Below are 24201 nucleotides of genomic sequence, written 5' to 3'. Positions count from 1 at the left end.
AAGCCTAGTTGGCTTTCAGAAAGATCGGGATACGTTGCTGAAAGCTGGTGCCGTCTTCGGCCACGGCATTCATACGCAGGTTCCAGTTGCCCCCACCCAGCTTGCCGACTTGCGCCGTATAGACCCCAGTCGAGCTTTGGCTGAAGGCCGGTTCCTGATCTTCGTTCACATGTGTCGCCCGGCCCAGAAGGCCATAAAGCGACGCAACGGTCACGGCGTCGCCGTTCACGTCCTTGATGTCCAGAAACAGCGTCTCGCCTTCGATCCGGGCAGCAACATCCCAACCAAGCGCCTCTTGCGCGGTACGCTGGGCGTCGAATTTCTGGCTGGCCACGTAGGAATTCTTAGTTTCCAGCCCGGGGAATGTTCCCACGGCCGAATAGGCCATGAAAACATTCACACCGATGATGACCGAGAATGCAGTGACCACGATGGCCAGAACATGTTTGCCAGTCAGTTCGAACTCTTTCTTCTCAGTCTTCTCAGCCATGGCTTAGCGCCCTCTTCCGTTAAAGACAGTGTCAAGGTGAGCACGGTCTCCGGTCACGCCGTCCACGACCCAGATGCGCAGGTCAGTACGGTCCAGCTTGGCGGCTTCCGTTCCCGGAGGTGCAACAACGTAGACACGCTGTTTTGCCTCGGTATCAGGCGGAGCTACTAGCACAAGTTTGTCCGTGCCTTCCAGTTCTACCGTCAGGGCGCTGCCATCGGTCAGGGTGAAGTAATAGGGCCATTCTTCGCCGTGGCGGTTGCGAACACCCACGTCATAGGTGTTGCGGATCGAGCCGTCCGACAGCGTCACATAGGTCGGGTTACGCACGGGGCGAATGGTGACATCCACCTTGGGACGTGCAAACAGCGCCACGGTCAGGGCGACCCCAACAAGTGTCCAAAGCGACGTGTACAGAATGGTGCGCGGACGCAGCAGATGCTTCATCACCGGGATTTTCTGGTTCCCAGCGCGCTCGTACGACTCGTCTTTCAGCGCAAGATAGTCGATCAGGCCACGTTCCTTGCCAACCTTCACCATCATCTCGTCACAGGCGTCGATGCACAGGCCGCAGGTGATGCATTCCATCTGCTGGCCGTCGCGAATGTCGATCCCCATCGGGCAGACAGCGACACAGGCGTTACAGTCGATACAATCGCCCAGATCGTCCCGCTTCTTGCCGCGTCCTCGCGGCTCCCCACGCCATTCGCGATACGCGATGGTGATGGTGTCTTCGTCCATCATCGCAGCCTGGATACGCGGCCATGGGCAGGCATAGATACAGATCTGCTCGCGGGCGATACCACCAAAGAAGAAGGTGGTCAGCGTCAGCACCAATACCGTCGAATAGGCCAGCGGGTGCGCTTGACCGGTCACCAGATCCACCAAAAGCGTTGGCGCATCGGCAAAATAGAAGACCCACGCGCCGCCTGTGGCGACAGCGATCAGCATCCAAGACGTGAACTTGATCAGGCGCTTGCGGATTTTCTCGCCGTCCCATTTCTGGCGTTGCAGGCGGATCCGGGCGTTCCGGTCGCCTTCGATCCAACGTTCCACAAGGATCATCAGATCGGTCCACACTGTCTGTGGGCAGGTATAGCCGCACCAGACCCGGCCCGCGGCCGATGTGAACAGGAACAACCCAAGCCCCGCCATGATCAAAAGACCCGCGATGAAATAGAACTCATGCGGCCAGATTTCGATCCAGAAGAAGAAGAAACGGCGGCTGGCCATGTCCACCAGGATCGCCTGATCTGGCAGGTTCGGCCCACGATCCCAACGGATCCACGGTGCAAGATAGTAGATGCCAAGGGTGATCCCCATGATCCACCACTTAAGGCTACGGAAGGTGCCCTTTACCCGTTTCGGGAAGATTGGCTCGCGCGGGGCGTATAGCTGTTCTGGGGCGTCAGACATGACTGTTTCTCGGATCCTGTGTTTCGCTTGTGGTTCCACTTAGGAACTATTCCAGATCTAAGCATTGATGTGGATCAAGACTTTTTCTGAAGGCTTTCACCGACTGCCTATCTAAGCCCCTGAGAAACTACGAGTTTGCACAGTGTCGCAGTGCAAAAAGGTCGCAGGGAAAGGGAACGATTTCGACATTGTGCATGAAAATCTGATTCTTCCGCACCCCTAAAAAAGAAAACCCGGGCGCCATGCACCCGGGTTTGGAATTTGTCGGCACCGACCTCGGAGAAACGCGCGAACAGGATCAGAGGTCGGTGCCTTCGACCGGGGAGTGAGGCCCCGGAACTTGGTGTGCCCGAGCGCGTCCGCGCTCAGACAAAGGTCTTGGTCCAGTGCCGGTGGCTTATTCGCCGCCGCCCAACTGGTGGATGTAAGCCGAAACAGCGTTGATCTGGCTGTCGGTCAGCTTGCCGCTCCAGGCCGGCATAACGCCGTAGGGGCCTTCAGAAACGATCGACGTGATCGTGTCTTTGTCCTCGCCGAACAGCCAGATGGCGTCGGTCAGGTTCGGAGCACCTTGGGCGCGATCACCCATGCCGTCTTCCATGTGGCAGGACGAGCAGTTGTCTTCGTAGACCACAGCACCATCAGCAACCAACGACATGTCAGCAGCATCTTTGGTGACTGGCGACAGCGACATGGCATAGGCCACAACCTGTGCGATTTCTTCATCGCTCAGATAGTCGTCACCGAAGGCGGGCATTTCCGAATAACGAGTGTCATCGTCATCTTCCGAACGAATGCCGTGAGCCACAGTCGTCTGGATGTCTTCCAGCGTACCGCCCCAAAGCCAGTCATTGTCCAGCAGGTTGGGGTAGCCAACGGCACCGTTCGCGCCCGAACCGTGACACTGCGAACACCAAGTGGCATAGGTCGCACGGCCAGACTGAATGGCGTAGTTGTGCAGATCCGAACCTTGGCTCAGCGTGGTCAGGTCAGCAGAAGCCAGCTGGGCTTCCAATTCACTGTTCATGCCCTTGAAGCGATCGATTTCTTCGGCAACTTCCGCGCGGGTCGAGAAGCCAAGGTAGCCAGCGGTGGCGCCCTTGATCATCGGCCATGCAGGATAGGCGATTGTGTACCAGATCCCCCAAACGATCGTCAGGTAGAATACCCAGACCCACCAACGGGGCAGCGGGTTGTTAAACTCCTGAATGCCGTCCCATTCGTGGCCCGTGGTTTCGGGCTCTTTCTTTTCAACAGGTTTCTTACTCATTGCCGCAACTCCTTTTGAGCTGAGCGCCCGGGAACATCAGTCCCGGTCACCGGCAGGTTTGTCTTCATGGCGGAAGGGGATGTTCGCGATATCCTTGTGGACCTTGTTCGATCCCGGGCGGAACGCAAATAAAGCTGCCCCGACGAAAAAGGCGAACATCGCGATCAGGAACCAACTGTCTGCGAAGGCACGCATAATACCATAGGTGTCCATCATCCCAGCTCCTTACCGGCTTGCGTCAGGTGTGAAAGTCGAGAAGTCGACCAGAGTACCCAACATCTGCATATAGGCGATCAGCGCGTCCATCTCGGACACACCCGGCTTGCCATCGAAGTTGCGCGCTTGCGCCTTCGGATAGCGAGCCTGGAGCGCATCGACGTCCGAATTGTCGCCATCGGGATCAGCTTGGCTCAGCCAGTCTGCTTCCGCGTTTGCGATCTGTTCGTCGGTGTAAGGTACACCCACGATCCGGTTCGTCTTCATCACGTCCTGGATGTATTTCGGCTCGATCAGCTTATCCAAAAGGAAAGCATATTTCGGCATCACCGAGGGCGGTACGACCGACTGCGGATCAACCAGGTGATCTACATGCCATTCGTCCGAGTAGCGGCCACCGACGCGGGCAAGGTCAGGCCCTGTCCGCTTGGAGCCCCACTGGAACGGGTGGTCGTACTGGCTTTCAGCCGCAAGGCTGTAGTGGCCATAACGCTCAACTTCATCACGCATCGGGCGGATCATCTGCGAGTGACAGACATAGCAGCCCTCGCGGATATAGATGTTCCGGCCCTCAAGCTCGAGCGGCGAGTAGGGGCGCATGCCTTCCACGTCCTCGATTGTATTTTCGAGGTAGAAGAGCGGTGCGATCTCTACGATGCCACCCACGGTCACAACCAGAAGGCTACCGACCAGAAGAATGGTGGCGTTTTTCTCAATAACGCCGTGTTTGTCGAGAATTCCCATTAGTCATTCCCTCCTTATTCTGCCGGTGCCGCTGCTGCGTCGCCTGCTGCTTCAGCAGCCGGTGCACGCTTCACGGTCATCCAGAGGTTGTAGCACATGATCAGAGCACCACCGAGGAACAGAACCCCGCCCAGGCCGCGAACCACATACATCGGGAACTTAGCGGCAACAGTGTCTGCGAACGAGTTCACCAGGAAGCCTTGCGCATCAACTTCACGCCACATCAGGCCTTCCATGATACCGGTTACCCACATCGACGCGGCGTAGAGCACGATACCGATGGTGGCGAGCCAGAAGTGCCAGCTTACCAGTTTCTGGCTGTACAGGCCTGCGCGGTTCCACAGTTTGGGGACCAGGAAGTACAGCATCCCGAAGGTGATCATACCGTTCCAGCCAAGAGCACCAGAGTGTACGTGACCAATGGTCCAGTCAGTGTAGTGCGACAGCGAGTTCACGGCGCGGATCGACATCATCGGACCTTCGAAGGTCGACATGCCGTAGAAGCCGATGGACACAACCATCATACGGATAACCGGGTCGGTACGCAGTTTGTCCCATGCACCCGACAGGGTCATCAGACCGTTGATCATACCACCCCAGCTGGGCATCCACAGCACGATCGAGAACACCATGCCAAGGGTCGAAGCCCAATCCGGCAGAGCGGTGTAGTGCAGGTGGTGCGGACCAGCCCAGATGTACAGGAAGATCAGGGCCCAGAAGTGGATGATCGACAGCTTGTACGAGAAGACAGGGCGTTCAGCCTGCTTCGGTACGAAGTAGTACATCATGCCAAGGAAGCCAGCGGTCAGGAAGAAGCCAACGGCGTTGTGGCCATACCACCACTGCGTCATGGCGTCTTGCACACCGGCGAAGACCTGAACCGACTTCGAACCGAAGATCGAGACCGGGATCGACAGGTTGTTGACAACGTGCAGCATGGCAACGGTGACAATGAACGACAGGAAGAACCAGTTGGCGACGTAGATGTGCGGTTCTTTCCGCTTCATCAGCGTGCCCATGAAGACCACCAAGTAAGCCACCCAAACAATGGTCAGCCAAAGGTCGGTGTACCACTCGGGTTCGGCATATTCTTTCGACTGCGTCGCGCCCAGCAAATAGCCGGTTGCAGCCAGCAGGATTACAATCTGATAGCCCCAGAATACGAACCAACCCAAGTTACCGCCCCAAAGACGTGCACCCGAGGTGCGCTGCACCACGTAGAACGAGCTGGTGATCAGAGCCGTGCCGCCAAATGCGAAAATCACTGCAGAAGTGTGCAGTGGGCGCAGGCGTCCAAAGTTCAAATAACCCTCGGCCCAGGCAAAGTTCAGGTCAGGGAAGGCCAGCTGGAACGCGATAAACGTTCCGACAAGAAAGCCTACGACGCCCCAAAAGGCGGTCAAGGCAACGCCCACGCGAATGGGCCCATCCATATATCCGGTTTCAACGACCTTTTCGCTTCCCACACCTCGAAGTGTGTAAACGAACAGGCCAGCCGCGATCAGAACTACCAAAATAGCGTGTACTTGGTAGGCTACGTCGCGGGCATAGCTTGCGGCGATTGCGGCCAATACTGTTATTAGCGCGAAAATCACCAGTTTGAGGTAATCCCACATTTTGCGTCCCTTCGTCATTGTCTTGTGCCCACACGATCCTAAATAGACTCAGGGCACCTTTCGACTTTCGTCGGTTTGGACTTAACCCCTTCCCCTCGCCTTGATCCATGTCAAAACTTGCCGCACCTAGGCAGTTTTCGGCGATTGACCCATGTCAAAGCGTCACATGTGAAGGCTTGGCACCCTTCCAGTGACACTCGCTGGAGGCCTGACATGGACTACAAAACGATTATGACAATCATATCAGACGACACGCTGTTCCGTCCTGCACTGGATACAGCCCGTTGTCTGTCCGAGCGTTTCGACGCACATCTCGAAGCCTTGTGCCTTGGTATAGACCCTTCGCAGCAAGGGTTTTACTACGCCGGGGCATCCGCGATGATGGTGCAGGATAACATCGCTCAGGTACGGGAAGACATCGAAGCGCTAGAGCAAAACATCAGACAAATTCTTGCGTCGAATGTGACGCCTTGGTCGTCGGCAGCACTGGCGACACAATCGGTCACGTTGAACCATGTGGTGTCGCACCGCTCACGATTCGCAGATTTAGTCATCCTACCTCGCCCCTATGGTGAAGGCCGCGGCCACAATTCCGAGGCCATTATCGAAAGCGCCATGTTTGACGGCGGCGTACCGGTTCTGGTGCTGCCCGATGACGTTTCGATGTCGGAACCTCCCTCAAATGTGGTGATCGCCTGGAATGAAAGCACCGAATCGCTACGCGCGATTCGCGCCGCCATGCCGTTCTTGAAGGCAGCCGAATCAATCTCGATCGCTGTCATTGACCCGCCTCAGCACGGGCCTGAGCGGTCGGACCCGGGCGGGGCGCTCAGTCAGATGCTGGCACGTCACGGTGTAAGGGCCGAAGTTTCGGTTCTGGCAAAAACCATGCCGCGCATTGCCGACATTCTGAACCGCCACGCCAGTGACAAGAATGCAGACCTGATCGTGATGGGGGCCTATGGCCACTCGCGCTTCCGCGAATCGATTCTGGGCGGTGCTACCCGGCATATGCTGGAAGTTGCCGCAGTTCCGGTACTGATGGCGCACTAAAGCTCGCTGGTCGGCGGTCTAGAAAATATGGCCGCCGTCCACATCATCCCCGGTCTCGGACACCAGTCTTTGCAGGTCGGGGATGTGCACTTGGCGCTTGCCTTGCAGTTGGATCACACCCGACTTCTTCAGGGCCGAGATTTGGCGGCTCACAGTTTCCAGCGTCAGGCCAAGGTAGTCTGCCATTGCTTCGCGTGTCAGCGGCAGATCAAATTCCATGCCATCTTTGGGCAGCCGCTTATGCAGCGCCGCATCCCGGCGGGCAATGATCATGACAAGGCTGGCAATCTTTTCACGTGCGGTTTTGCGCCCCAGAACCAACATCCATTCGCGTGCGCTGTCCAGTTCATCCAGCGTCATCTGCAACAGCCGCCCGCCAATCGATGGGGTCGAGCCCATAAGATCTTCAAAGGGCTTCTTACGGAAGCAACACAAGGTCAGGTCAGTAACTGCGACCACGTCAAAGGGCGCGTGCTCGCGACCGGGGCGGCCGATGAAATCAGAGGGCAGCAACAGACCGACCATCTGAGTTCGACCATCTTCCATCGTCTGGCTTAGCGTTGCGATCCCAGTGACCACGCTGGCCACGAACTCCATCGGGTCACCCGCCCAAATGACAGGTTGGCCCGCTTCGTAGGTGCGATAGTATTTAATATCGTCGAGATGCTCCAACTCATCCGGTTCGCAGCGTGAACACACGGCACGATGGCGAATCGGGCAAGTCCCGCAATCTCTAGAGTTGAAACTGGTATCGTTCATGGCTTCCTGAACAAGAGAAGTATCTTGCTTTGATCCTGATCAAAGTATGCAGCGCGTTTGATGTTACAGCGTATTCGAATGCAGACACTTACGCAACTGAAACGCCTTGGTCTTTTTGACGCGCGCGTCCCCCGCTACACAAGTTACCCGACCGCGCCTCATTTCAAGGCAGGCTTCGGCCCCGAGACACTTGCGAATTGGATCAGCGCGATCCCCGCAGGCAATAAAGTCTCGCTTTACGTACACATTCCGTTTTGCCGGCGTCTGTGTTGGTTCTGCGCCTGTCGCACCCAAGGCACGTCGACAGCTGAACCCGTCGCCGCCTACGTGGATAGCCTGAAAAGTGAGCTTGCTACGATCAAGTCGCTTCTGGCTCCCGGGATCGAGATCGAGCACCTGCACTGGGGTGGCGGTACACCTACATTGTTGCAACCCGAGATGATCGCCGATCTGACCGACGCCATTCTGAACACGATGCCCCTTGCCGAGGGCGCTCAGTTCTCGGTCGAGATTGACCCCTCTGAAGTGGACGATGCCCGTCTTGACGCCTTGGCCGCAGCCGGAATGAACCGCGCTTCGATTGGCGTGCAGGATTTCGATCCGATGATCCAAGAGGTCATTGGACGTCCGCAAAGCTATGAAATCACCAAGGATGCTGTGGACGGTCTGCGCGCCCGTGGCATCGACAGCCTGAACATGGATATCCTGTACGGCCTGCCCCACCAGAATGTCGCGCGCGTCACGGATTCGGTTGAAAAGCTGATCAGCCTTGGCCCGGATCGTGTGGCGCTTTTTGGCTATGCCCACGTGCCGTGGATGGCACGTCGCCAGACCCTGATCCCCACCGAAGCCCTGCCGTCTGCGGAAGCACGGTTGGAGCTGTTCAACGCCGCCCGCGACCTATTTGTGGCAAGTGGCTATGACGAGATTGGCATCGACCACTTTGCCCTACCCACGGACGGGTTGGCCAAGGCGCACAAAGCCGGCACGATGAAGCGGAACTTCCAAGGCTATACCGAGGATGCGTCCGAAGTGCTGATGGGCGTGGGTGCAAGCTCGATCGCACGTTATCCGCAGGGGTATGTGCAAAACCAGCCTGCTACCGCCAAATATCAAGCTGCCGCGCGTGACGGGCAGCTGACCGCCGCCAAGGGGCACACGTTTGAAGGTGATGACATCGCGCGCGGCCGCGTGATCGAAGACCTTCTGTGCTACTTCCGCGCAGACCTTGCGGCGCTGGCCAAGGAACAGTCACTTCCGATTGAGACGCTGCTGGAGTGGGTCGATGGGCTTGAGGAAGCGATGCCCGGCACAACGGATCTGGTGGACAACGTCCTGACCATCCGCGACGAATCCCGCCCGCTTGCACGTATCATCGCCCGTCACTTTGACGCCTACGAGGTGAATGAAAGCGGGCATAGTCAGGCGGTGTAATCGCCGCCTGATCTATCTTTCGTCAACGGACGCCGTCACGGTGATTTTTTACGATAGCCCGCTTCGATGGCGATACGGTCCAATACCTCGGCCAAGGTCAGACCATGTTCGAATTCACCATCGCGCAGGAAGTTCTCGACCTGCGTGATGACCAGCGGGTTCACCATCATGAAGGTGTGGGTCACGGGAAGGGTGATGTGGTCATCCATCCCCTCGACCCGAGTACTTTCAACCGAGACCTTCCCATCATCCGCGCCGTCGATCACTGCCGAATAGATCGGGTTTAGCGACCGGTTTCCGGCGATAACGCCCAGCTCGAACTGGGCGCGGCCCGTTTGATTGGGAACCGAATCCTCACCCGTGCCCAGCTGCAACCCGGCCGGGCCATTGATCCATTCAAACGGCTCTAGCTCGGCAAATTCGTCCACCAGCTCTGACCCTTGATTGGGCGGGGCCAACATCACAACCCGGCCCAGGTTTTTGGGGCGATTGTCATCCAGCCAGACACGCACAAGGATGCCCCCCATCGAGTGGGTTACGAAGTGCAATCGTTCGTCGCCACAAGCTGCGACGGCAGGGGGAATGGCAGAATTTGCCAGAACGGGGATCTCGGCTTTGGTCGATGGATAACCAAGGTTGATCACCTTATGGCCTGCGGCCTCCAAGGCTTCCTCCATCACCCACATCGACGAGGCTGATCGCGCAAGCCCATGCAACAGCACGACACAATCCGCACGAGCGGGAAGCGCGCTGCCTAGGGCGATCAAAAGGGCAAATACTGGGGTCAATCTCATGGGGTTAGGATACCGGTATCAACACAAGGGTTCGAGCCGATAGGCCAGACGGTCACCCGATGGGCACGGTTCAGCGCATCTCGGTATAAAATCCCGGCGCAAACCAGCGGATAATCAACGCCCCTGCCCCGACCACAGCGATCGCAAGCACGCCAATCCAACCGATCACGGGGATCAAGGCCAACAAGGTGACTGAAACCGCACCAATTGCTGCAGCGATTGCGCGTTCCGACAGGGTTTCGGGCAGCGGACGACTGAGTGCGCTCATCACGCCAACACCCAGAATGTAGGTGCCAATCACGTAGCCCGCGACCCCAAGCAACACCGCCAACACGATCGAGGCCGGAACCAGCAAGATGCCATAGCCCGTCAGTGCAAACAGGAACAGAGATCCGGCCAGTGCCGAGATCGACAGGAACCCCATCCACAAAGCGCGCATCGGCGTTTCCAGCGTGCGCTCGCGCAGGTTCATCAGGAATGAGGGGGCCAGTGCAGCGATCAAAGTCGCAACGGCCGTCAGGATGAGAATTGCGGTCACCTTGCTGCCAAGCCAAGATGCCCAACCACCACTGCTGGGTTGCGCAGTGGCACCGCCGTCGGGATCAGCCGTGGGATCAAATGCATCCGCATCGTGACGTTCGATCCGGTCAGCGGGAACAACATGCGCCGGGATCTCAATCGCCTCTGGCTCATCCGCGTAAAGATAAAGCGTGCCCTCGATACGAGCATTTTCACCGAAGCTGATAGATTTCGTGGCGAAGCTGGCATCACCTGCAATCACCTCGGTCAGAAGGATATGTTCGGCCGCAATCAGCGCATCGTCACCTACAGGTGCTGTGATCTCGGCGCGTTGAGCACCCAGACGCAAATCACCCGAGATCGGGGCAGTCACCAGAACCGTATCGCCAAGCAGTTGCGCGTCTCCGCCGACCGGGGCCGAGACATTGACGTTCATGCCTGCTGCATACAGGCTTTGTCCCACCGGTGCCGAGATCGAAACCGAACGACCGCCGGCATGGGCGCTTCCGGTAACAGGCGCCGAAATCACCACCGTATTACCAGCCACAAATGCGTCATCCACGGCATCGCCTGACAGGGTGACATTATCCCCTGCGATGTAAGCGTCGTCGCCAAAGCGATAGACCTCGTCCGCAAGTGCCGGAGTTGCGATCAGTGTAGCGCAAAGAAGAAGGATTGAACGAAACATGGCTGTCCCCTGCCAAATCAATTGATGTTATCAACCTTAACATAGGTCGTGTCATAGAATTTGTAAGAGGGGATCGCAAGAATTCCAATGGATTTCCAGATGGGATCTTACCCCCGCCACGCTTCTTGAGGCAAAGTCATCAGGCGATCTCGCAGCCAACTTCCTGCCGCACCCAATCCCCGGCGCTCGGTCCAGACGACATCAACACCCGCAAGATCATCACTTTGCTGAAAGCTCGTCGACAACTTGGTCAACCTGCCTTGCGATATCGGGTCATGGACAACCGTGTAGGGAAGCTCGGCCCAGCCCAAGCCGGATTTTACCATTTCCACGATAAGGCTTGAGTTTTCAGCCTCCCACAGCAGCGGGCTCTTCATGTTTCCATAGGAACCATCCCGCCCCTTCGACCGACTATGCAGGACAATCTGCCGGTGTTCACGCAACGCCTTTAGATCAACGGGCTGCACACCAGCAAGGGGATACGTGGGCGAGCACACCATAACGAGGGCCGTATGTCCGACACCACGAAACTGAAACCCCAGTGGATAGCTTTCTTGCTCGGACATCAGCCCCAAATCAGTTCGGCCAGAGATCAGAAGTTCAGGGGTGTCATTCACCCCCGGAGACAGCAGTTCAAGTTCGACCGTAGGAAACTTCTGGGCAAATTCCGAAAGCGCATCCAGAACCGGCGGCAGGCTCAGCCCTTGCTCGATCGCCACACTCAACCGGTGCTCAATCCCCTCGGACAAAGATCCCGCCTTGGCCATCAGTTCTTTCTGCCCAAGTGAAATCGCGCGCGCATAGGGTAGCAGCGCCCGCCCCTCATCCGTCAGCACTGGCAAACGCCCAGAGCGGTCGAACAAAGTGACACCCGTATCGATCTCGAGATTGGCGATGGCGGTAGAGATGGCGGATTGCACCTTCCCTATGCGACGCGCGGCCGCCGAGAAGGATCCAAGTTCTGCAGCCAGCATGAACGCTGTAAGCCCGTCTTGTGACACCATGACCTATCTCATTATTAGATACATACGAACTTTATTACCGCAGTATCTTTGATAGATGAAGGGTGAAAAAGAAAGGGCACCCGATGGACACTCCCATGCGTAGCGGCCGCGATCGGCTGAGATACACCATCAGTTTCGAGCTGATCTTGATGGCATTTCTTGTGCCCGTGGGCGCGATCTATTTTGACAAAGGCGTGCATGAAATCGGAGCGTTGGGGCTGGTCCTCTCCCTCAAGGCAATGGCTCTGAACCTTGTGTATAACTGGGTCTTTGATCGCGTAGATGCCCGCGCTGGCCGGATTTCCTCTGATCGCTCTGTCATTGGGCGGCTTTTGCACGCGACAGGGTTCGAGCTGACCCTGCTGGTCACATCCCTTCCGATTTACATGTGGTGGCTGCAGCTTGGGCTGATCGAGGCCATTGCCACCGATCTGACCGTAACCACTTTCGTCGTCTTCTATACCTATGCGTTCACCTTGGGTTATGACCGCCTGTTCCCAGTACGCGTGGTTGCCTGACACCCCCCAAACGTAACAAAGGCGCCCCGTGGGACGCCTTTGCTCTAAGTCTTTGGACTGTTTGGCTAGTGGCGGATTGGCCTAATGGCCAATCGCCTGTCGCAACAGAATTCGCTTGGCGAATTCTGATTACATCATGCCGCCCATGCCGCCCATGCCGCCCATGTCGGGCATGCCAGCGCCTGCGCCACCGTCTTTCGACGGCTTGTCAGCAACCATGGCTTCGGTGGTGATCAGCAGACCAGCGATGGAAGCAGCGTCTTCCAGAGCGGTGCGGGTCACTTTGGCCGGGTCGATCACGCCGAACGAGAACATGTCGCCATATTCTTCGGTCTGAGCGTTGAAGCCGAACGAAGTGTCGTCGCTTTCGCGAACTTTGCCAGCAACTACAGCGCCGTCAACACCAGCGTTTTCAGCGATCTGACGCAGCGGCGCTTCGATGGCCTTGCGCACGATCACGATACCAGCGTTCTGATCCGAGTTCGCGCCTTCCAGGCCAACCAGAGCCTTACCGGCCTGAACCAGAGCAACACCACCACCAACGATGACGCCTTCTTGAACAGCAGCGCGGGTCGCGTTCAGAGCATCGTCCACACGGTCCTTACGCTCTTTCACTTCCACTTCGGTCATGCCACCGACGCGGATTACAGCAACACCGCCTGCCAGTTTGGCAACGCGCTCTTGCAGCTTCTCACGGTCGTAGTCCGAGGTGGTTTCTTCGGCTTGGGTGCGGATCTGAGCAACACGTGCTTCGATCTCGGCTTTCTCGCCAGCACCGTCGACGATGGTTGTTTCGTCTTTGGTGATTTCGATCTTCTTGGCTGTGCCCAGCATGTCCATGGTGACGGACTCGAGCTTCATGCCCAGATCTTCCGAGATCACCTGGCCGCCGGTCAGGATCGCGATGTCCTGCAGCATGGCTTTACGACGATCGCCAAAGCCCGGAGCTTTAACAGCAGCGATTTTCAGGCCGCCGCGCAGCTTGTTGACAACCAGAGTTGCCAGAGCTTCGCCTTCAACGTCTTCAGCAATGATCAGCAGAGGCTTCTGCGACTGGATTACCTGCTCGAGCAGCGGAACCATCGACTGCAGCGACGACAGTTTCTTCTCGTGCAGCAGAACCAGACAGTCGTCCAGATCAGCAATCATCTTGTCGGGGTTGGTCACGAAGTACGGCGACAGGTAACCGCGGTCGAACTGCATGCCTTCAACAACAGTGGTCTCGGTTTCCAGACCCTTGTTCTCTTCAACGGTGATAACGCCTTCGTTGCCAACTTTTTGCATCGCGTCTGCGATCTGCTGGCCGATTTCGGCTTCGCCGTTGGCCGAGATGGTGCCAACCTGTGCAACTTCGTCGCTGTCTGCAACGTCACGCGCCGAAGCTTTGATGCCTTCAACAACTTTAGCAGTTGCCAGGTCGATGCCGCGCTTCAGATCCATCGGGTTCAGGCCAGCTGCAACCTGCTTCAGGCCTTCGCGAACAATCGCTTGGGCCAGAACGGTTGCAGTGGTGGTGCCGTCGCCAGCTTCGTCATTGGTGCGCGAAGCCACTTCTTTGACCATCTGCGCGCCCATGTTTTCGAACTTGTCTTCCAGCTCGATCTCTTTGGCAACCGACACACCGTCTTTGGTGATGCGCGGGGCACCGAACGACTTGTCCAGAACCACGTTGCGGCCTTTCGGGCCCAGGGTCACTTTGACAGCGTCAGCCAGTACGTTGACGCCGCGCAGCATTGCATTGCGGGCATCGGTAGCGAACTTTACGTCCTTAGCAGCCATTTAGCTTACTCCAGTAAATTCGTGTAATTCAGATAACTCAGTCAGCAGACGATCAGGACAGGATGCCCATGATGTCGGCTTCTTTCATGATCAGCAGCTCTTCACCGTCGACGGTGATTTCGGTGCCGGACCATTTGCCGAAAAGGATCTTGTCGCCTTCTTTGACGTCCATTGCGATGCGATCGCCGTCGTCGTCCTTGGCGCCAGCGCCTACGGCCACAACCAGACCTTCGGCCGGTTTTTCCTTAGCGCTTTCCGGAATGATCAGACCACCAGCGGTTTTTTCGTCGCTCTCAACGCGGCGAACAAGCACGCGGTCATGCAGCGGGGTAAAAGCCATTTCTGAGACTCCCTAAGCTCAGTTTACGTTCCTTTAGCACTCACCTGATGCGAGTGCTAACGGCGCATAGTTAGGGTTGGCAAATAAGGGAGTCAACAAGGGCCGGGCAATTTTCGACGCTGCAACGCAGCAAGCACCTTAGTCTTCCAGCAAATGCTCGTATCGCTGATCCGTCAGCGTCTTCATGAATGCGACCAACGCATCAATCCGTCGATCATCCAAAGCAGGGCCTTCGGTCAGCTCCATAACGGACAGGTTTTGCGGAATCTCTGGCATCGCCCATGGTTTTCCGGTTTCCGGATTGATCTGCCGATCCGGGTTCCTGGTGTTGTACTTGTTATAAAACAGCACCACCGTGCGCAGATCCTTGAACACACCGTTGTGCATATAGGGACCGGTCACGGCCACATTGCGCAGGGTGGGCACTTTGAAACGACCGGCGGCTGAGGCCGCGTCGACATCGGGATTGGCGAGCAACCCGGCATCCAAGCCTGATGCACCGTTTGCCGCACGCACCGCAGCATTCACCGGAACGCCGATATTGTGATACTCGTAATTCGTGAACGTCTCGTCCGGCGCGATGGGGGACGGGCGTAGTTGGTGGCACAGGTTGCAGTTGGTGAACTGCTGCGAGGTGAACAGAACGCGCCCCAGCTCTTCTTCTGGCGTCAATTCGACCTCGCCCCGCAGGAAGCGGTCGTATTTGCTGTCAAAGGGCGCGAAAAGCGGCGTGCTTTCAAACGCGGCGATCGCTTGTGTCATCGCGTCATAGGCCGCGTCATCCGACGCCCAGATCCCGTCCCCAAACAGCGCCTTGAACGACGTGACATAGTCCGCGTCCTCTTGCAGACGTGCGACAACCGAGGTTTTGTCCGGCATCCCCATTTCAATTGGGTTCAGGGGCGGCCCACCCGCCTGCCCGGCCAGTCCGGCGGCACGACCATCCCAGAACATCCCTCCGCGCCATGCGGAAACGTCCAACTGCTCGAAGTCCGGTGTGAACATCGCGTAACCGGCAGTAGGTGCGCTGCGATCGCCAAGGCTTTCGCCATCATCTCCCAAGGACACGGCACGTCCGGTAGTCGTCTCGCGCGGGTCGACAAAGGCGAATTCGGGATCATGGCAAGTTGCACAGGATTGTGTGCGGTTCTTAGACAGGTTCACATCAAAGAACAGTGCCTCGCCCAGTTCCTCTAGCGTGTCGAACGCAAATACAGGAGAGGCCGTGGCGGCCAGAAGGGCAATTGTCAGAAGCGGGCGCATGGGCGTGTCCTTGAGTTATCCCGCCGTTCTAGCGCGCCTCACCACAAGCGCAACTTGATCCTGATCAAAATCATCAGACTAAGCAGTGGTCCGCAGTTCCATGCAGGATCATTCCGGGTCACGCCCCGTTGGCGTCAGGTCATAAATCCCACGCTCGACCCGTGCGAACCACCCATAATGGTTGATCGCCATCATGTTGGTCGCCTTCCCTACGCCCGTTGCCTTGGCAACCTCCGCTCCGCGACTTGGGCCATGCTCGGCCAGATAGGCGCGCAACTTCTCGGCGTCCTGTCGATAGGCCGTGACGAGCTTGCCGTTGGTGCCACCGGTATTCGGATCCCCTTCGCGCCGGGCGAATTCGGACAAAAGCCGCTTGGCCTTCACCTTGGACTTGCGCGGCTGAAACGGGCCCGGATCGGCGTGTACCTGCACGACCCCATCCTTCAATCGGACCGAGACAACGCCCAGTCCCAACCGCTTGCACAGCCCGACATTTCCCTTGAACGCCCGCCACCCCGGTTTGCCCGCCCAACGCGGCACGGCCACATAAACCAGATCGCTGATCGCTTGCCGCGCGACGGCCTGCTGCAGCAGTGTCAGCGAGAACCCCGCCTTCAGCTCGACGATCACCGGTACGCTGTCGCCCTCGCGTAGGGCCACTACATCCGCCGCCCCGACCTCGGCCTTGACCTCATAGCCAAGACCCTCGAGCCAGGATTTGACGGGGGCGTATAGGTCAGTTTCAGCAGGTTTGGTCACAAGGGCATTCTTTCAAGCAGAGGTTCCAACAGTTTCACCACACGGCCCGATGACCGCAAGTGGTTTGCGCCCAACACATGACAGGGTTTCTGCAACTGCACAGATGTTGGCCCTATCAGGGATGACAAGGCGCATCGGCCTTTCTATAAGGCACGCAACACGATCACACATAGACGGATGATGCATATGACAACCCTCGTATTCGGCCACAAATCCCCCGACACCGACTCGACCGGCTCGCCACTGGTTTGGGCTTGGTACCTGAATGAAGTGAAAGGCGTCGACGCCAAGCCGGTTCTGCTTGGCCAGCCCAACACCGAAGCCGCCTTCATGCTGAAGCGCTGGGGCTTTGACATGCTGGACATCATCGAGGACGTGGCCGACGATCAGGCTTGCGTTATCGTCGACACCAACAACCCCGCCGAGCTGCCCGCAAACATCAACGGCGCAGACGTTCAGGCCATCATCGACCACCACAAGCTGGTTGGCGGTCTGGAAACCAAAGGCCCGATCGACATCACCATCCGTCCGCTGGCCTGCACCGCGACCATCATGTACGACCTGATGGGTGACGACGCTGCCAAGATGCCGGAAAACATCAAAGGCGCTGCCCTGACCTGCATCCTGTCGGATACGCTGGAATTCCGTTCGCCCACCACCACCGACCGCGACCGCGAAGTTGTGGCTGCTCTGGCCGCTGATCTGGGCGTGAACGTCACTGAATATGCAGCCGAGATGTTCGCCGCCAAGTCGGACGTGTCCAAGTTCTCGGATGCTGAACTGATCCGCATGGACTCGAAAGAATACGAAGTGTCGGGCACCAAGTTCCGCGTATCGGTTCTGGAAACCACCGCACCGGAAATCCCGCTGGGCCGCAAAGAAAGCCTGATCGAGACCTTCAAAACCGTCGCTGCCGAAGACGGCGTGGACGAGGTTCTGCTGTTCGTCGTGGACATCCTGAAGGAAGAAGCCACCCTGCTGATTCCGAACGACGTGGTCAAAGGCGTAGCTGAAAAGAGCTTTGGCGCCACCGTCGAGGGCGACGCCGTTGTCCTGCCCGGCATCATGAGCCGCAAAAAGCAGATCATTCCGAACCTGGTTGTGTAAGTCACTTCGGACACCTTAAAATTAGAAGGCCCGCGCTTTTGCGCGGGCTTTTTTGTTTCCACGCACCTCACGGAAAGCTCATTCCTCAGACACATGCGAATGTGATAGGAATGCAGCACATATTATTGAAGGAACGTAGATGCGCCTGCCCTTTCACCGACTGCCCACGACCTCACCTCTTAGATCGATCGCCCTGATCACAACGGTCAGCTTGTCCGCAAGCCTTGGCGCCCATGCGCAGATGAGTCACGGCGGACATGGGCACAATCATGGCGCAGACGGCACCGGACATGACGAGATGCGCATGCCGGGGCTACGCGGCGAGAATGCAACGCCCGAGGAAAGTCAGGAACTGGCCATACTGTTTCGCAATTTCACGACGCTTGAACGCGAGGTTGAAGACCTGCCCAACGGCATTCGAACAGTGACGCGATCAACCGACCCCGCGGTTATGGAAGTGCTTGTCAGTCACGTCGCAGGCATGATTGACAGGGTCGAGCGTAAGGACGATCCGAAAATCATCATTCAAAGCCAGACCCTGAACATCTTCTTTGAGCGCGCCGAGACGATATCCAACACCATTGAGGTGACAGACGAGGGCATTGTCGTGACCCAGACGTCAGACGACCCTGATGTTGTTTCCGCCTTGCAGACCCACGCTCAGGAAGTCTCGGCAATGGCGGCGCAGGGCATGCATGCAGTTCACATGATGATGATGCAGCGCGCGGGGAATTGATCCCGAGCCAATTGGCTTGCAGAGAAAATAAAAGCTTTCATAGGGCACCGCCCGTCAAACCATGTGTTTGCCTCCGGCAAAACGGGGCGGTCGGGCGAACTGTCTATTCCTCGAGAGCAGACCTCTAACCCGACGGCCGCTCTCGCAAAACGGAATTGAGGTTTTGAAGCACTTCATTGCTTTCTTCAGATTGGGCGATCAGACAAGGATCCCATTCGTTGTAAAAAATGAATTCCCCGCCTCCAAACTCCCAAAGCTCGCAGAGAACTTGCTTTCGCATAGCTGGCGTTCTGTATAGCGCCGTAATCGCCTCAACAACGATTGGAAGGTCACTCTGATCGAACTCCAAGCTCATATGGCCATTCGTCTACGTGATGAGCTTAAACGCCATGCCACTTATTCCTAACTGCTACCTCCGGGGAATGTATCCTCGCGACCGCAGCATAGATCTGGACACGCATTCCATACAACTCCCCCTAGCCACTCCGCCTCCCCTCTGCCATATCTCCCGCAACACCCAAGGAGACCGCGCCATGACCCGTATCATCACCAGCTTGTCCGAGATTTCCGCCAACTACGACGCCCTGTTCGTCGATCTGTGGGGCTGTGTGCATAACGGAATCACCGCGTTTGACGAAGCCGTCGCCGCCCTGCGCTCCTATCGTGCAAATGGCGGCTATGTGGTGCTGGTCACGAATTCTCCCAAACCCCGCGCGGGCGTGATGGAGCAGTTGCCGGACTTCGGCGTGCCCGCGGATTGCTATGACACCATCGCCACCTCGGGCGACAGCGCGCGTGCCGCGATGTTCACTGGGGCGGTTGGCAACAAAGTCTATTTCATGGGCGAATGGGAGCGGGACGCGGGCTTCTTCGAGCCGATGGAGGTGATCGACACCCCGGTCGACATCACGCGTGTACCGGTGGCCGAGGCCGAGGGAATCGTCTGCTGCGGGCCCTTCGATCCGATGGCCGATCTGGAAGAATTGCGCCCTGCCCTGATGATGGCAAAGCAGTTGGGGCAAAAGCTGCTCTGCGCGAATCCAGACATCATCGTGGACCGTGGCGAAGCACGCGAATGGTGCGCAGGCGCCGTGGCAAAAATGTATGCCGAGATGGGCGGCGAGAGCTTGTATTTCGGCAAGCCGCATCCCCCGATCTATGACCTTGCCCGCCGCCGCATGGTGGCCGAGGGGCGGTCGACACCGGACAATCGCATTCTGGCCATTGGCGATGGAATCGCGACCGACATTAAAGGCGCGTTGGGCGAGGATATCGATTCTCTTTTCATCACGGGCGGGCTAGCGCGCGAAGAGACACAAACCCGGTCTCAGCCCGATCCAGACACGCTGGATCAGTATATCCAGTCTCAGATGATTACACCGACCTATGCGATCGGCTATCTACGCTGATATAAGCGACTGTTTTTTAGTCATTCCTGCGGTCCCGCCCGGGTGATTACAGTGCAACTGCGGCCACCTGACGCGGGCGTCATGTGGTATTTCTACGCAGATTACCCCTTGATTTTTTCTGCAACTGCAAAGTAATGTTATTACCGATACGGACGACAAATCGTCCATTTGTTACCCGGAGGACAAAATGTTGGACAACTTCCCACGCGGAACGATCTGCATTGAAGAGCTGGAAATTGGTATGTCGCGCCACATCGTCAAAGAAGTGACGGACCGCGACATTGAACTGTTTGCCGAGGTCTCGACCGACCGCAATCCGGTGCATCTGGATGACGAATTTGCCAAAGACACGATCTTTGAGGGGCGCATCGCCCACGGAATGCTCAGCGCTGGGCTGATCTCGGCCGTGATTGGCGAACAGCTGCCCGGGCATGGCACCATCTATATGGGTCAGCAACTGACCTTCCTGGCCCCCGTACGCCCCGGAGACGTCGTGCGCGCCGAGGTGACCGTTATGGACATCGATCACGCCAAACGCCGGGTTACACTGAAGACCGTTTGCCTTGTGGATGGGAAACCCGTTCTAAAGGGCGAAGCAAAGGTGCTCGCACCTTCGGCCAAGCTGGACTAAGGCGCAGCTTTCACGAATTCGATCCGCAAGCCGCCTTGGGCTTGCACAGGCCACGCTGGAACGCTAAGGCCAGAATATGCGGATCATTCGTGACTATCAGTTTGTTGAACCATCTGACCGGGGCGCCACGGCTGTCATCGGAAATTTCGATGGCGTGCATCTGGGCCACCAGTATGTCATCGACATCGCGCGCCAGAAAGCGACCGAACTGGGTGCCCCTTTGGGCGTCATGACGTTCGAACCTCATCCGCGTGAATACTTCGCCCCGAAAGCCCCTCCGTTTCGCCTGATGAACGCCGACACGCGCGCGCACCGGCTGGAAAAGCTGGGGATCGAGGCGCTGTTTGAACTCAGCTTCAACGACACGCTGTCGGCGCTGACACCTGAAGAATTCGCCCGCGATGTGATCGTAGACGGGCTGGGCCTGACCCATGTGTTCGTTGGCGCAGATTTCCATTTCGGCAAGGACCGGGCGGGAACACCGGCCGTGTTGGAAACGCTGGGGCAAGAACTGGGATTCGGCGTGACCGTCGCCCCCCTGATGTCAGATGACGTGGGCGAGGTCAGCTCGACCGCAATCCGCACAGCCCTGACCGAAGGCCGCCCACGTGACGCCGCGCGGATGCTGGGCCACTGGCACCGCATTGATGGCGAGGTGATCCGGGGCGACCAGCGCGGTCGCGATCTGGGCTTCCCTACCGCGAACATGTCGATCTCTGGGCTGCATCCACCGAAATTCGGCGTCTATGCGATCGAGGTCGAGATCCTGACCGGCCCGCATCAGGGCACCTACGGCGGCGCGGCCTCGATGGGAACGCGCCCGATGTTCGGGGAGAACCTGCCCAACATCGAAAGCTTCATTTTCGACTTTAAAGGCGACATCTATGGCGAGCAGCTGTCCGTTGCTTTGATCGAGTATCTGCGCCCGGAAGAGGTGTTCGACGGTCTCGACGCACTGATCGCACAGATGGACGCAGACTGCGCACGTGCGCGCGATATTCTCTCTCAACTAGCGGGCCGCCCATGATCCGTCATATCGTTTTCTTCACCGCCAAACGCCCCGAAGACCGCGACCGCGTGCGCGAAGGCTTGGAGCTTCTGAAAGGCATCCCAGACTGCATCCGTCTGGAGATCGCCGAGAACCGGTTCGAAGACCCGATTCCCGGCCCATCACCCGATGTGGTCGTCTATGGCGAGTTCGAAGACGAAGCCCAGCTGGCCGCCTATAAGGCGCATCCGATCTATCAAGAATCGATTGCCCGCGTCCGCCCATTGCGCGAGATGCGGATTGCGGCAGATTTTCTGGCCGACTGATGGCAAATCCCCTGCGCAAAAAATTCTGGGAGCGTCCGCTGGACCAGCTTACCCCCCAAGAATGGGAAGCTCTCTGTGATGGATGCGGCAAATGTTGCCTGAACAAACTTGAAGATGAAGACACCGGAGAGGTCGTCTTTACCCGCGTGGCCTGCCGCCTTCTAGATGGCGAGACCTGCCAGTGCTCGCAATATGACATTCGTCTGCAATTCGTTCCCGAATGCATCCATCTGACGCCAGAGAACATCGGCGAAACAGCCTATTTCATGCCCGCCTCCTGCGCCTATCGCCTGCGTCACGAAGGCAAACCTTTATATGACTGGCACCCGCTGGTCTCGGGCGACCCGGACAGCGTGCACAAGGCTGGGCGCAGCGTTCAGGGCTGGACGGTGCCGGAATTCGAAGTCCCGGAAGAAGAATGGGAAGACCACCTGATCGAGGAGCCACACTGATGTATTTCGCCTCTGACAACACGGGTCCCGTGCACCCGAATGTGATGGCCGCTTTGGCACGCGCCAACGAAGGTTACGCCATGCCCTATGGGGCAGACGATATCATGGCACAGGTCACAACCCGCATTCGCGAGATCTTTGAAGCACCCGAAGCGGCGGTGTATCTGGTGGCAACGGGCACGGCGGCAAACTCGATTTCGCTGGCGACTTTAACACGTCCCTTTGACACGATCTTCTGTTCGCCAGAGGCGCATATCCACGAGGACGAGTGCAACGCGCCCGAGTTCTATACTGGCGGCGCGAAACTGACCTTGGTGCCTGCTGAGGACGCGAAAATGTCGTCCGACGCGCTGCGCAACTCCATCGCTGGCGAAGAAACCCGTGGAGTGCACGGCCCGCAGCGCGGCCCGGTGTCGATCACCAATGTGACTGAACGCGGCACAGTCTATTCCGTGGCTGAAATCAAAGCCCTGTGCGATGTGGCCAAGGGTTTCGACCTGCCCGTCCATCTGGACGGTGCACGCTTTGCCAATGCACTCGTCGCTTTGGGATGCACCCCTGCCGAGATGACCTGGAAGGCCGGCGTCGATGTGGTCAGCTTCGGCGGCACCAAGAACGGCTGCATGGGTGTCGAGGCGGTCATTTTCTTCGACCCCAAACACGCTTGGGAATTCGAACTTCGCCGTAAACGCGGCGGGCATCTGTTCTCGAAGAACCGTTTTCTGGCGGCGCAGATGTTGGCCTATCTTGAGGGTGATCTATGGCTGGATCTGGCACGCCAAGCGAACGCGGCCAACGCACGGTTGGTGCGTGGCCTGAAGCAGATCGACGGCATCGTCTTCCTGCACGAACCCGATGCAAACATGAGCTTCGCAGGCTGGGCCCGTGCGGGTCATCAGCGTTTGCATGACGCAGGTGCGGCCTATTACATCTGGGAAGGTCAGCTGGACGGCGACAATCCCGACGAGATCCTGACCGCCCGTATGGTCGCAGACTGGTCCATGTCAGACGAAAACGTCGATCGGTTTATCGCGCTGGCGCGGGGATAATCCCGCACCGCACATTGGTCAGACGGCTTCGGCGTGCAGAAGGTGTTCACGAATGCACGCGGCGACCTCGCGCGGGTGGCTGATCGGCCCCATATGCCCCGCCCCGGCAATCACCTTTCGGCGGACATTCGGGAACCGAGCCTCCATCCGATCATGAACGGCGCGCACAAGATCGGGTGAACGTTCACCTTCCAGCAACAGAACCGGTAGCGTCACCTTCTCCAATGCCCCCGGCGCCACCTGGCCGTGCACGTCTTCATGCGTCACACAGCGTGCAGCCGGGATCAAGTGGATTTGATCCGCCATATCGGTCTTCAGACGGTTTGGAAGCGCCTCCCACCCAGCATCGCTGCCCCATTGGCAGTTGAACAGGCGTGCGGCCTCCATCCGATCACCCGCGCGCATGGCGTCCGCGAAAACACCGGTCATATAAGCATTGTTTTCGACATAGGCCGGATCGTCTTTGGCCGTCGAAAACAGGACGGGTTCGTACAGGGTCAAGCTGCGCACCTTGTCGGGCGCCATCTGGGCCAGACGCAAGGCAATCGTCCCGCCGAAGCTGTGCCCGACCAGATCAACCGGTCCCTGCGCGTGACGGTCCAAAAGATCCAGCGCGGCTTGCGTCGCAGTGTCCTGATAGTCGTCCTGCCCATCCCATTCCGCACTGCGCCCGTGCCCGGGCAGGTCATAGGCAAGTGTCGTCAGATCGTTCCCCAACACTGTCCGCACACCGCGCCACGCACCGGAATGCGCCAGCGAGCAGTGGATAAACAGCGCCGCGCGCGCGCCGGTGCCCTGCTGATCCCAATAGGTCGGGCACCCGCCCAGTTCTTCCAGCATA

26 protein-coding genes are annotated in these 24201 nt (G+C 57.9%); 11 read left to right on the top strand and 15 right to left on the bottom strand.

Features of this window, described 5'->3' with window-relative positions:
• Positions 1 to 4: 4 nt before the first annotated feature.
• The 6 genes from ALP8811_RS01550 to ccoN all read right to left on the bottom strand — a co-directional run bounded on the left by ALP8811_RS01550 (position 5) and on the right by ccoN (position 5752).
• Positions 5 to 490, bottom strand: coding sequence for a FixH family protein (locus ALP8811_RS01550; RefSeq protein WP_108855441.1), 486 nt, complete (start codon positions 488 to 490; stop codon positions 5 to 7).
• A 3-nt stretch (positions 491 to 493) separates the two neighbouring features.
• Positions 494 to 1906, bottom strand: coding sequence for a cytochrome c oxidase accessory protein CcoG (gene ccoG, locus ALP8811_RS01545; RefSeq protein WP_108855440.1), 1413 nt, complete (start codon positions 1904 to 1906; stop codon positions 494 to 496).
• Between the two features lie 397 nt (positions 1907 to 2303).
• The gene (gene ccoP / locus ALP8811_RS01540) at positions 2304 to 3176 is read right to left on the bottom strand and encodes a cytochrome-c oxidase, cbb3-type subunit III (RefSeq protein ID WP_108855439.1); all 873 of its coding nucleotides are present in this window, start codon (positions 3174 to 3176) and stop codon (positions 2304 to 2306) included.
• Between the two features lie 36 nt (positions 3177 to 3212).
• On the bottom strand, positions 3213 to 3392 hold the full coding sequence (locus ALP8811_RS01535) for a cbb3-type cytochrome c oxidase subunit 3 (protein ID WP_370738861.1): 180 nt from the start codon (positions 3390 to 3392) through the stop codon (positions 3213 to 3215).
• A gap of 9 nt (positions 3393 to 3401) precedes the next feature.
• On the bottom strand, positions 3402 to 4136 hold the full coding sequence (gene ccoO / locus ALP8811_RS01530; protein ID WP_108855438.1) for a cytochrome-c oxidase, cbb3-type subunit II: 735 nt from the start codon (positions 4134 to 4136) through the stop codon (positions 3402 to 3404).
• Positions 4137 to 4150: 14 nt separating this feature from the next.
• Positions 4151 to 5752 carry a cytochrome-c oxidase, cbb3-type subunit I gene (ccoN, locus tag ALP8811_RS01525; protein WP_108855437.1) on the bottom strand — a complete coding sequence of 534 codons (1602 nt, stop codon included), beginning with the start codon at positions 5750 to 5752 and terminating at the stop codon, positions 4151 to 4153.
• A gap of 213 nt (positions 5753 to 5965) precedes the next feature.
• On the opposite strand from ccoN, the gene ALP8811_RS01520 reads away from it, so the two are divergent.
• Positions 5966 to 6805: a universal stress protein gene (locus ALP8811_RS01520; protein ID WP_108855436.1), complete on the top strand. Its 840-nt coding sequence runs from the start codon at positions 5966 to 5968 to the stop codon at positions 6803 to 6805.
• 18 nt (positions 6806 to 6823) lie between these two features.
• On the opposite strand, the gene fnrL is transcribed toward ALP8811_RS01520, so the two are convergent.
• Entirely contained in the window at positions 6824 to 7564 is a 741-nt protein-coding gene (fnrL, locus tag ALP8811_RS01515) for a transcriptional regulator FnrL (protein WP_108855435.1), read from the bottom strand.
• Between the two features lie 78 nt (positions 7565 to 7642).
• Here fnrL and hemN point away from each other — a divergent pair, with 78 nt between their 5' ends.
• Positions 7643 to 8998: an oxygen-independent coproporphyrinogen III oxidase gene (hemN, locus tag ALP8811_RS01510; protein ID WP_108855434.1), complete on the top strand. Its 1356-nt coding sequence runs from the start codon at positions 7643 to 7645 to the stop codon at positions 8996 to 8998.
• A 35-nt stretch (positions 8999 to 9033) separates the two neighbouring features.
• Here the strand turns inward: hemN and ALP8811_RS01505 are convergent, their stop codons facing one another.
• The 3 genes from ALP8811_RS01505 to ALP8811_RS01495 form a co-directional block, all read right to left on the bottom strand.
• Positions 9034 to 9792, bottom strand: coding sequence for an esterase/lipase family protein (locus ALP8811_RS01505; RefSeq protein WP_108855433.1), 759 nt, complete (start codon positions 9790 to 9792; stop codon positions 9034 to 9036).
• Positions 9793 to 9862: 70 nt separating this feature from the next.
• Positions 9863 to 10999, bottom strand: coding sequence for a DUF8173 domain-containing protein (locus ALP8811_RS01500; RefSeq protein ID WP_108855432.1), 1137 nt, complete (start codon positions 10997 to 10999; stop codon positions 9863 to 9865).
• A gap of 107 nt (positions 11000 to 11106) precedes the next feature.
• Positions 11107 to 12003 carry a LysR family transcriptional regulator gene (locus tag ALP8811_RS01495; protein WP_108855431.1) on the bottom strand — a complete coding sequence of 299 codons (897 nt, stop codon included), beginning with the start codon at positions 12001 to 12003 and terminating at the stop codon, positions 11107 to 11109.
• Positions 12004 to 12098: 95 nt separating this feature from the next.
• On the opposite strand from ALP8811_RS01495, the gene ALP8811_RS01490 reads away from it, so the two are divergent.
• Positions 12099 to 12521, top strand: coding sequence for a PACE efflux transporter (locus ALP8811_RS01490; protein ID WP_181363666.1), 423 nt, complete (start codon positions 12099 to 12101; stop codon positions 12519 to 12521).
• Between the two features lie 129 nt (positions 12522 to 12650).
• On the opposite strand, the gene groL is transcribed toward ALP8811_RS01490, so the two are convergent.
• From groL to ALP8811_RS01470, 4 genes are all read right to left on the bottom strand, one after another.
• Complete coding sequence (gene groL / locus ALP8811_RS01485) at positions 12651 to 14300, bottom strand: chaperonin GroEL (RefSeq protein WP_108855429.1); 1650 nt, start codon at positions 14298 to 14300, stop codon at positions 12651 to 12653.
• A 52-nt stretch (positions 14301 to 14352) separates the two neighbouring features.
• On the bottom strand, positions 14353 to 14640 hold the full coding sequence (locus tag ALP8811_RS01480) for a co-chaperone GroES (protein ID WP_108855428.1): 288 nt from the start codon (positions 14638 to 14640) through the stop codon (positions 14353 to 14355).
• A 138-nt stretch (positions 14641 to 14778) separates the two neighbouring features.
• Complete coding sequence (locus ALP8811_RS01475) at positions 14779 to 15903, bottom strand: cytochrome-c peroxidase (RefSeq protein WP_108855427.1); 1125 nt, start codon at positions 15901 to 15903, stop codon at positions 14779 to 14781.
• Positions 15904 to 16011: 108 nt separating this feature from the next.
• The gene (locus ALP8811_RS01470) at positions 16012 to 16662 is read right to left on the bottom strand and encodes a DUF2161 domain-containing phosphodiesterase (RefSeq protein WP_108855426.1); all 651 of its coding nucleotides are present in this window, start codon (positions 16660 to 16662) and stop codon (positions 16012 to 16014) included.
• 186 nt (positions 16663 to 16848) lie between these two features.
• Here ALP8811_RS01470 and ALP8811_RS01465 point away from each other — a divergent pair, with 186 nt between their 5' ends.
• From ALP8811_RS01465 to ALP8811_RS01425, 8 genes are all read left to right on the top strand, one after another.
• The gene (locus tag ALP8811_RS01465; protein ID WP_108855425.1) at positions 16849 to 17769 is read left to right on the top strand and encodes a manganese-dependent inorganic pyrophosphatase; all 921 of its coding nucleotides are present in this window, start codon (positions 16849 to 16851) and stop codon (positions 17767 to 17769) included.
• Between the two features lie 139 nt (positions 17770 to 17908).
• A complete protein-coding gene (locus ALP8811_RS01460; RefSeq protein WP_245924493.1) occupies positions 17909 to 18505 on the top strand; it encodes a hypothetical protein in 597 nt (198 codons plus the stop codon).
• Between the two features lie 533 nt (positions 18506 to 19038).
• The gene (locus ALP8811_RS01450; RefSeq protein ID WP_108855423.1) at positions 19039 to 19914 is read left to right on the top strand and encodes a TIGR01459 family HAD-type hydrolase; all 876 of its coding nucleotides are present in this window, start codon (positions 19039 to 19041) and stop codon (positions 19912 to 19914) included.
• A gap of 187 nt (positions 19915 to 20101) precedes the next feature.
• A complete protein-coding gene (locus tag ALP8811_RS01445; RefSeq protein WP_108855422.1) occupies positions 20102 to 20545 on the top strand; it encodes a MaoC family dehydratase in 444 nt (147 codons plus the stop codon).
• 76 nt (positions 20546 to 20621) lie between these two features.
• Positions 20622 to 21572 carry a bifunctional riboflavin kinase/FAD synthetase gene (locus ALP8811_RS01440; RefSeq protein ID WP_108855421.1) on the top strand — a complete coding sequence of 317 codons (951 nt, stop codon included), beginning with the start codon at positions 20622 to 20624 and terminating at the stop codon, positions 21570 to 21572.
• Entirely contained in the window at positions 21569 to 21859 is a 291-nt protein-coding gene (locus ALP8811_RS01435) for a Dabb family protein (protein WP_108855420.1), read from the top strand. The genes ALP8811_RS01440 and ALP8811_RS01435 overlap by 4 nt, the downstream gene beginning before the upstream one ends.
• Positions 21859 to 22311, top strand: coding sequence for a YcgN family cysteine cluster protein (locus tag ALP8811_RS01430; protein WP_108855419.1), 453 nt, complete (start codon positions 21859 to 21861; stop codon positions 22309 to 22311). The genes ALP8811_RS01435 and ALP8811_RS01430 overlap by 1 nt, the downstream gene beginning before the upstream one ends.
• Complete coding sequence (locus ALP8811_RS01425; RefSeq protein ID WP_108855418.1) at positions 22311 to 23360, top strand: threonine aldolase family protein; 1050 nt, start codon at positions 22311 to 22313, stop codon at positions 23358 to 23360. Before ALP8811_RS01430 ends, ALP8811_RS01425 begins: the two co-directional genes overlap by 1 nt.
• A gap of 18 nt (positions 23361 to 23378) precedes the next feature.
• On the opposite strand, the gene ALP8811_RS01420 is transcribed toward ALP8811_RS01425, so the two are convergent.
• On the bottom strand, positions 23379 to 24200 hold the full coding sequence (locus tag ALP8811_RS01420) for an alpha/beta fold hydrolase (protein ID WP_108855417.1): 822 nt from the start codon (positions 24198 to 24200) through the stop codon (positions 23379 to 23381).
• Between the last annotated feature and the right edge of the window lies 1 nt (position 24201).

This window comes from Aliiroseovarius pelagivivens (genome assembly GCF_900302485.1).
Lineage (GTDB): Bacteria > Pseudomonadota > Alphaproteobacteria > Rhodobacterales > Rhodobacteraceae > Aliiroseovarius > Aliiroseovarius pelagivivens.
This window is presented reverse-complemented; position numbering and strand designations above follow the sequence as displayed.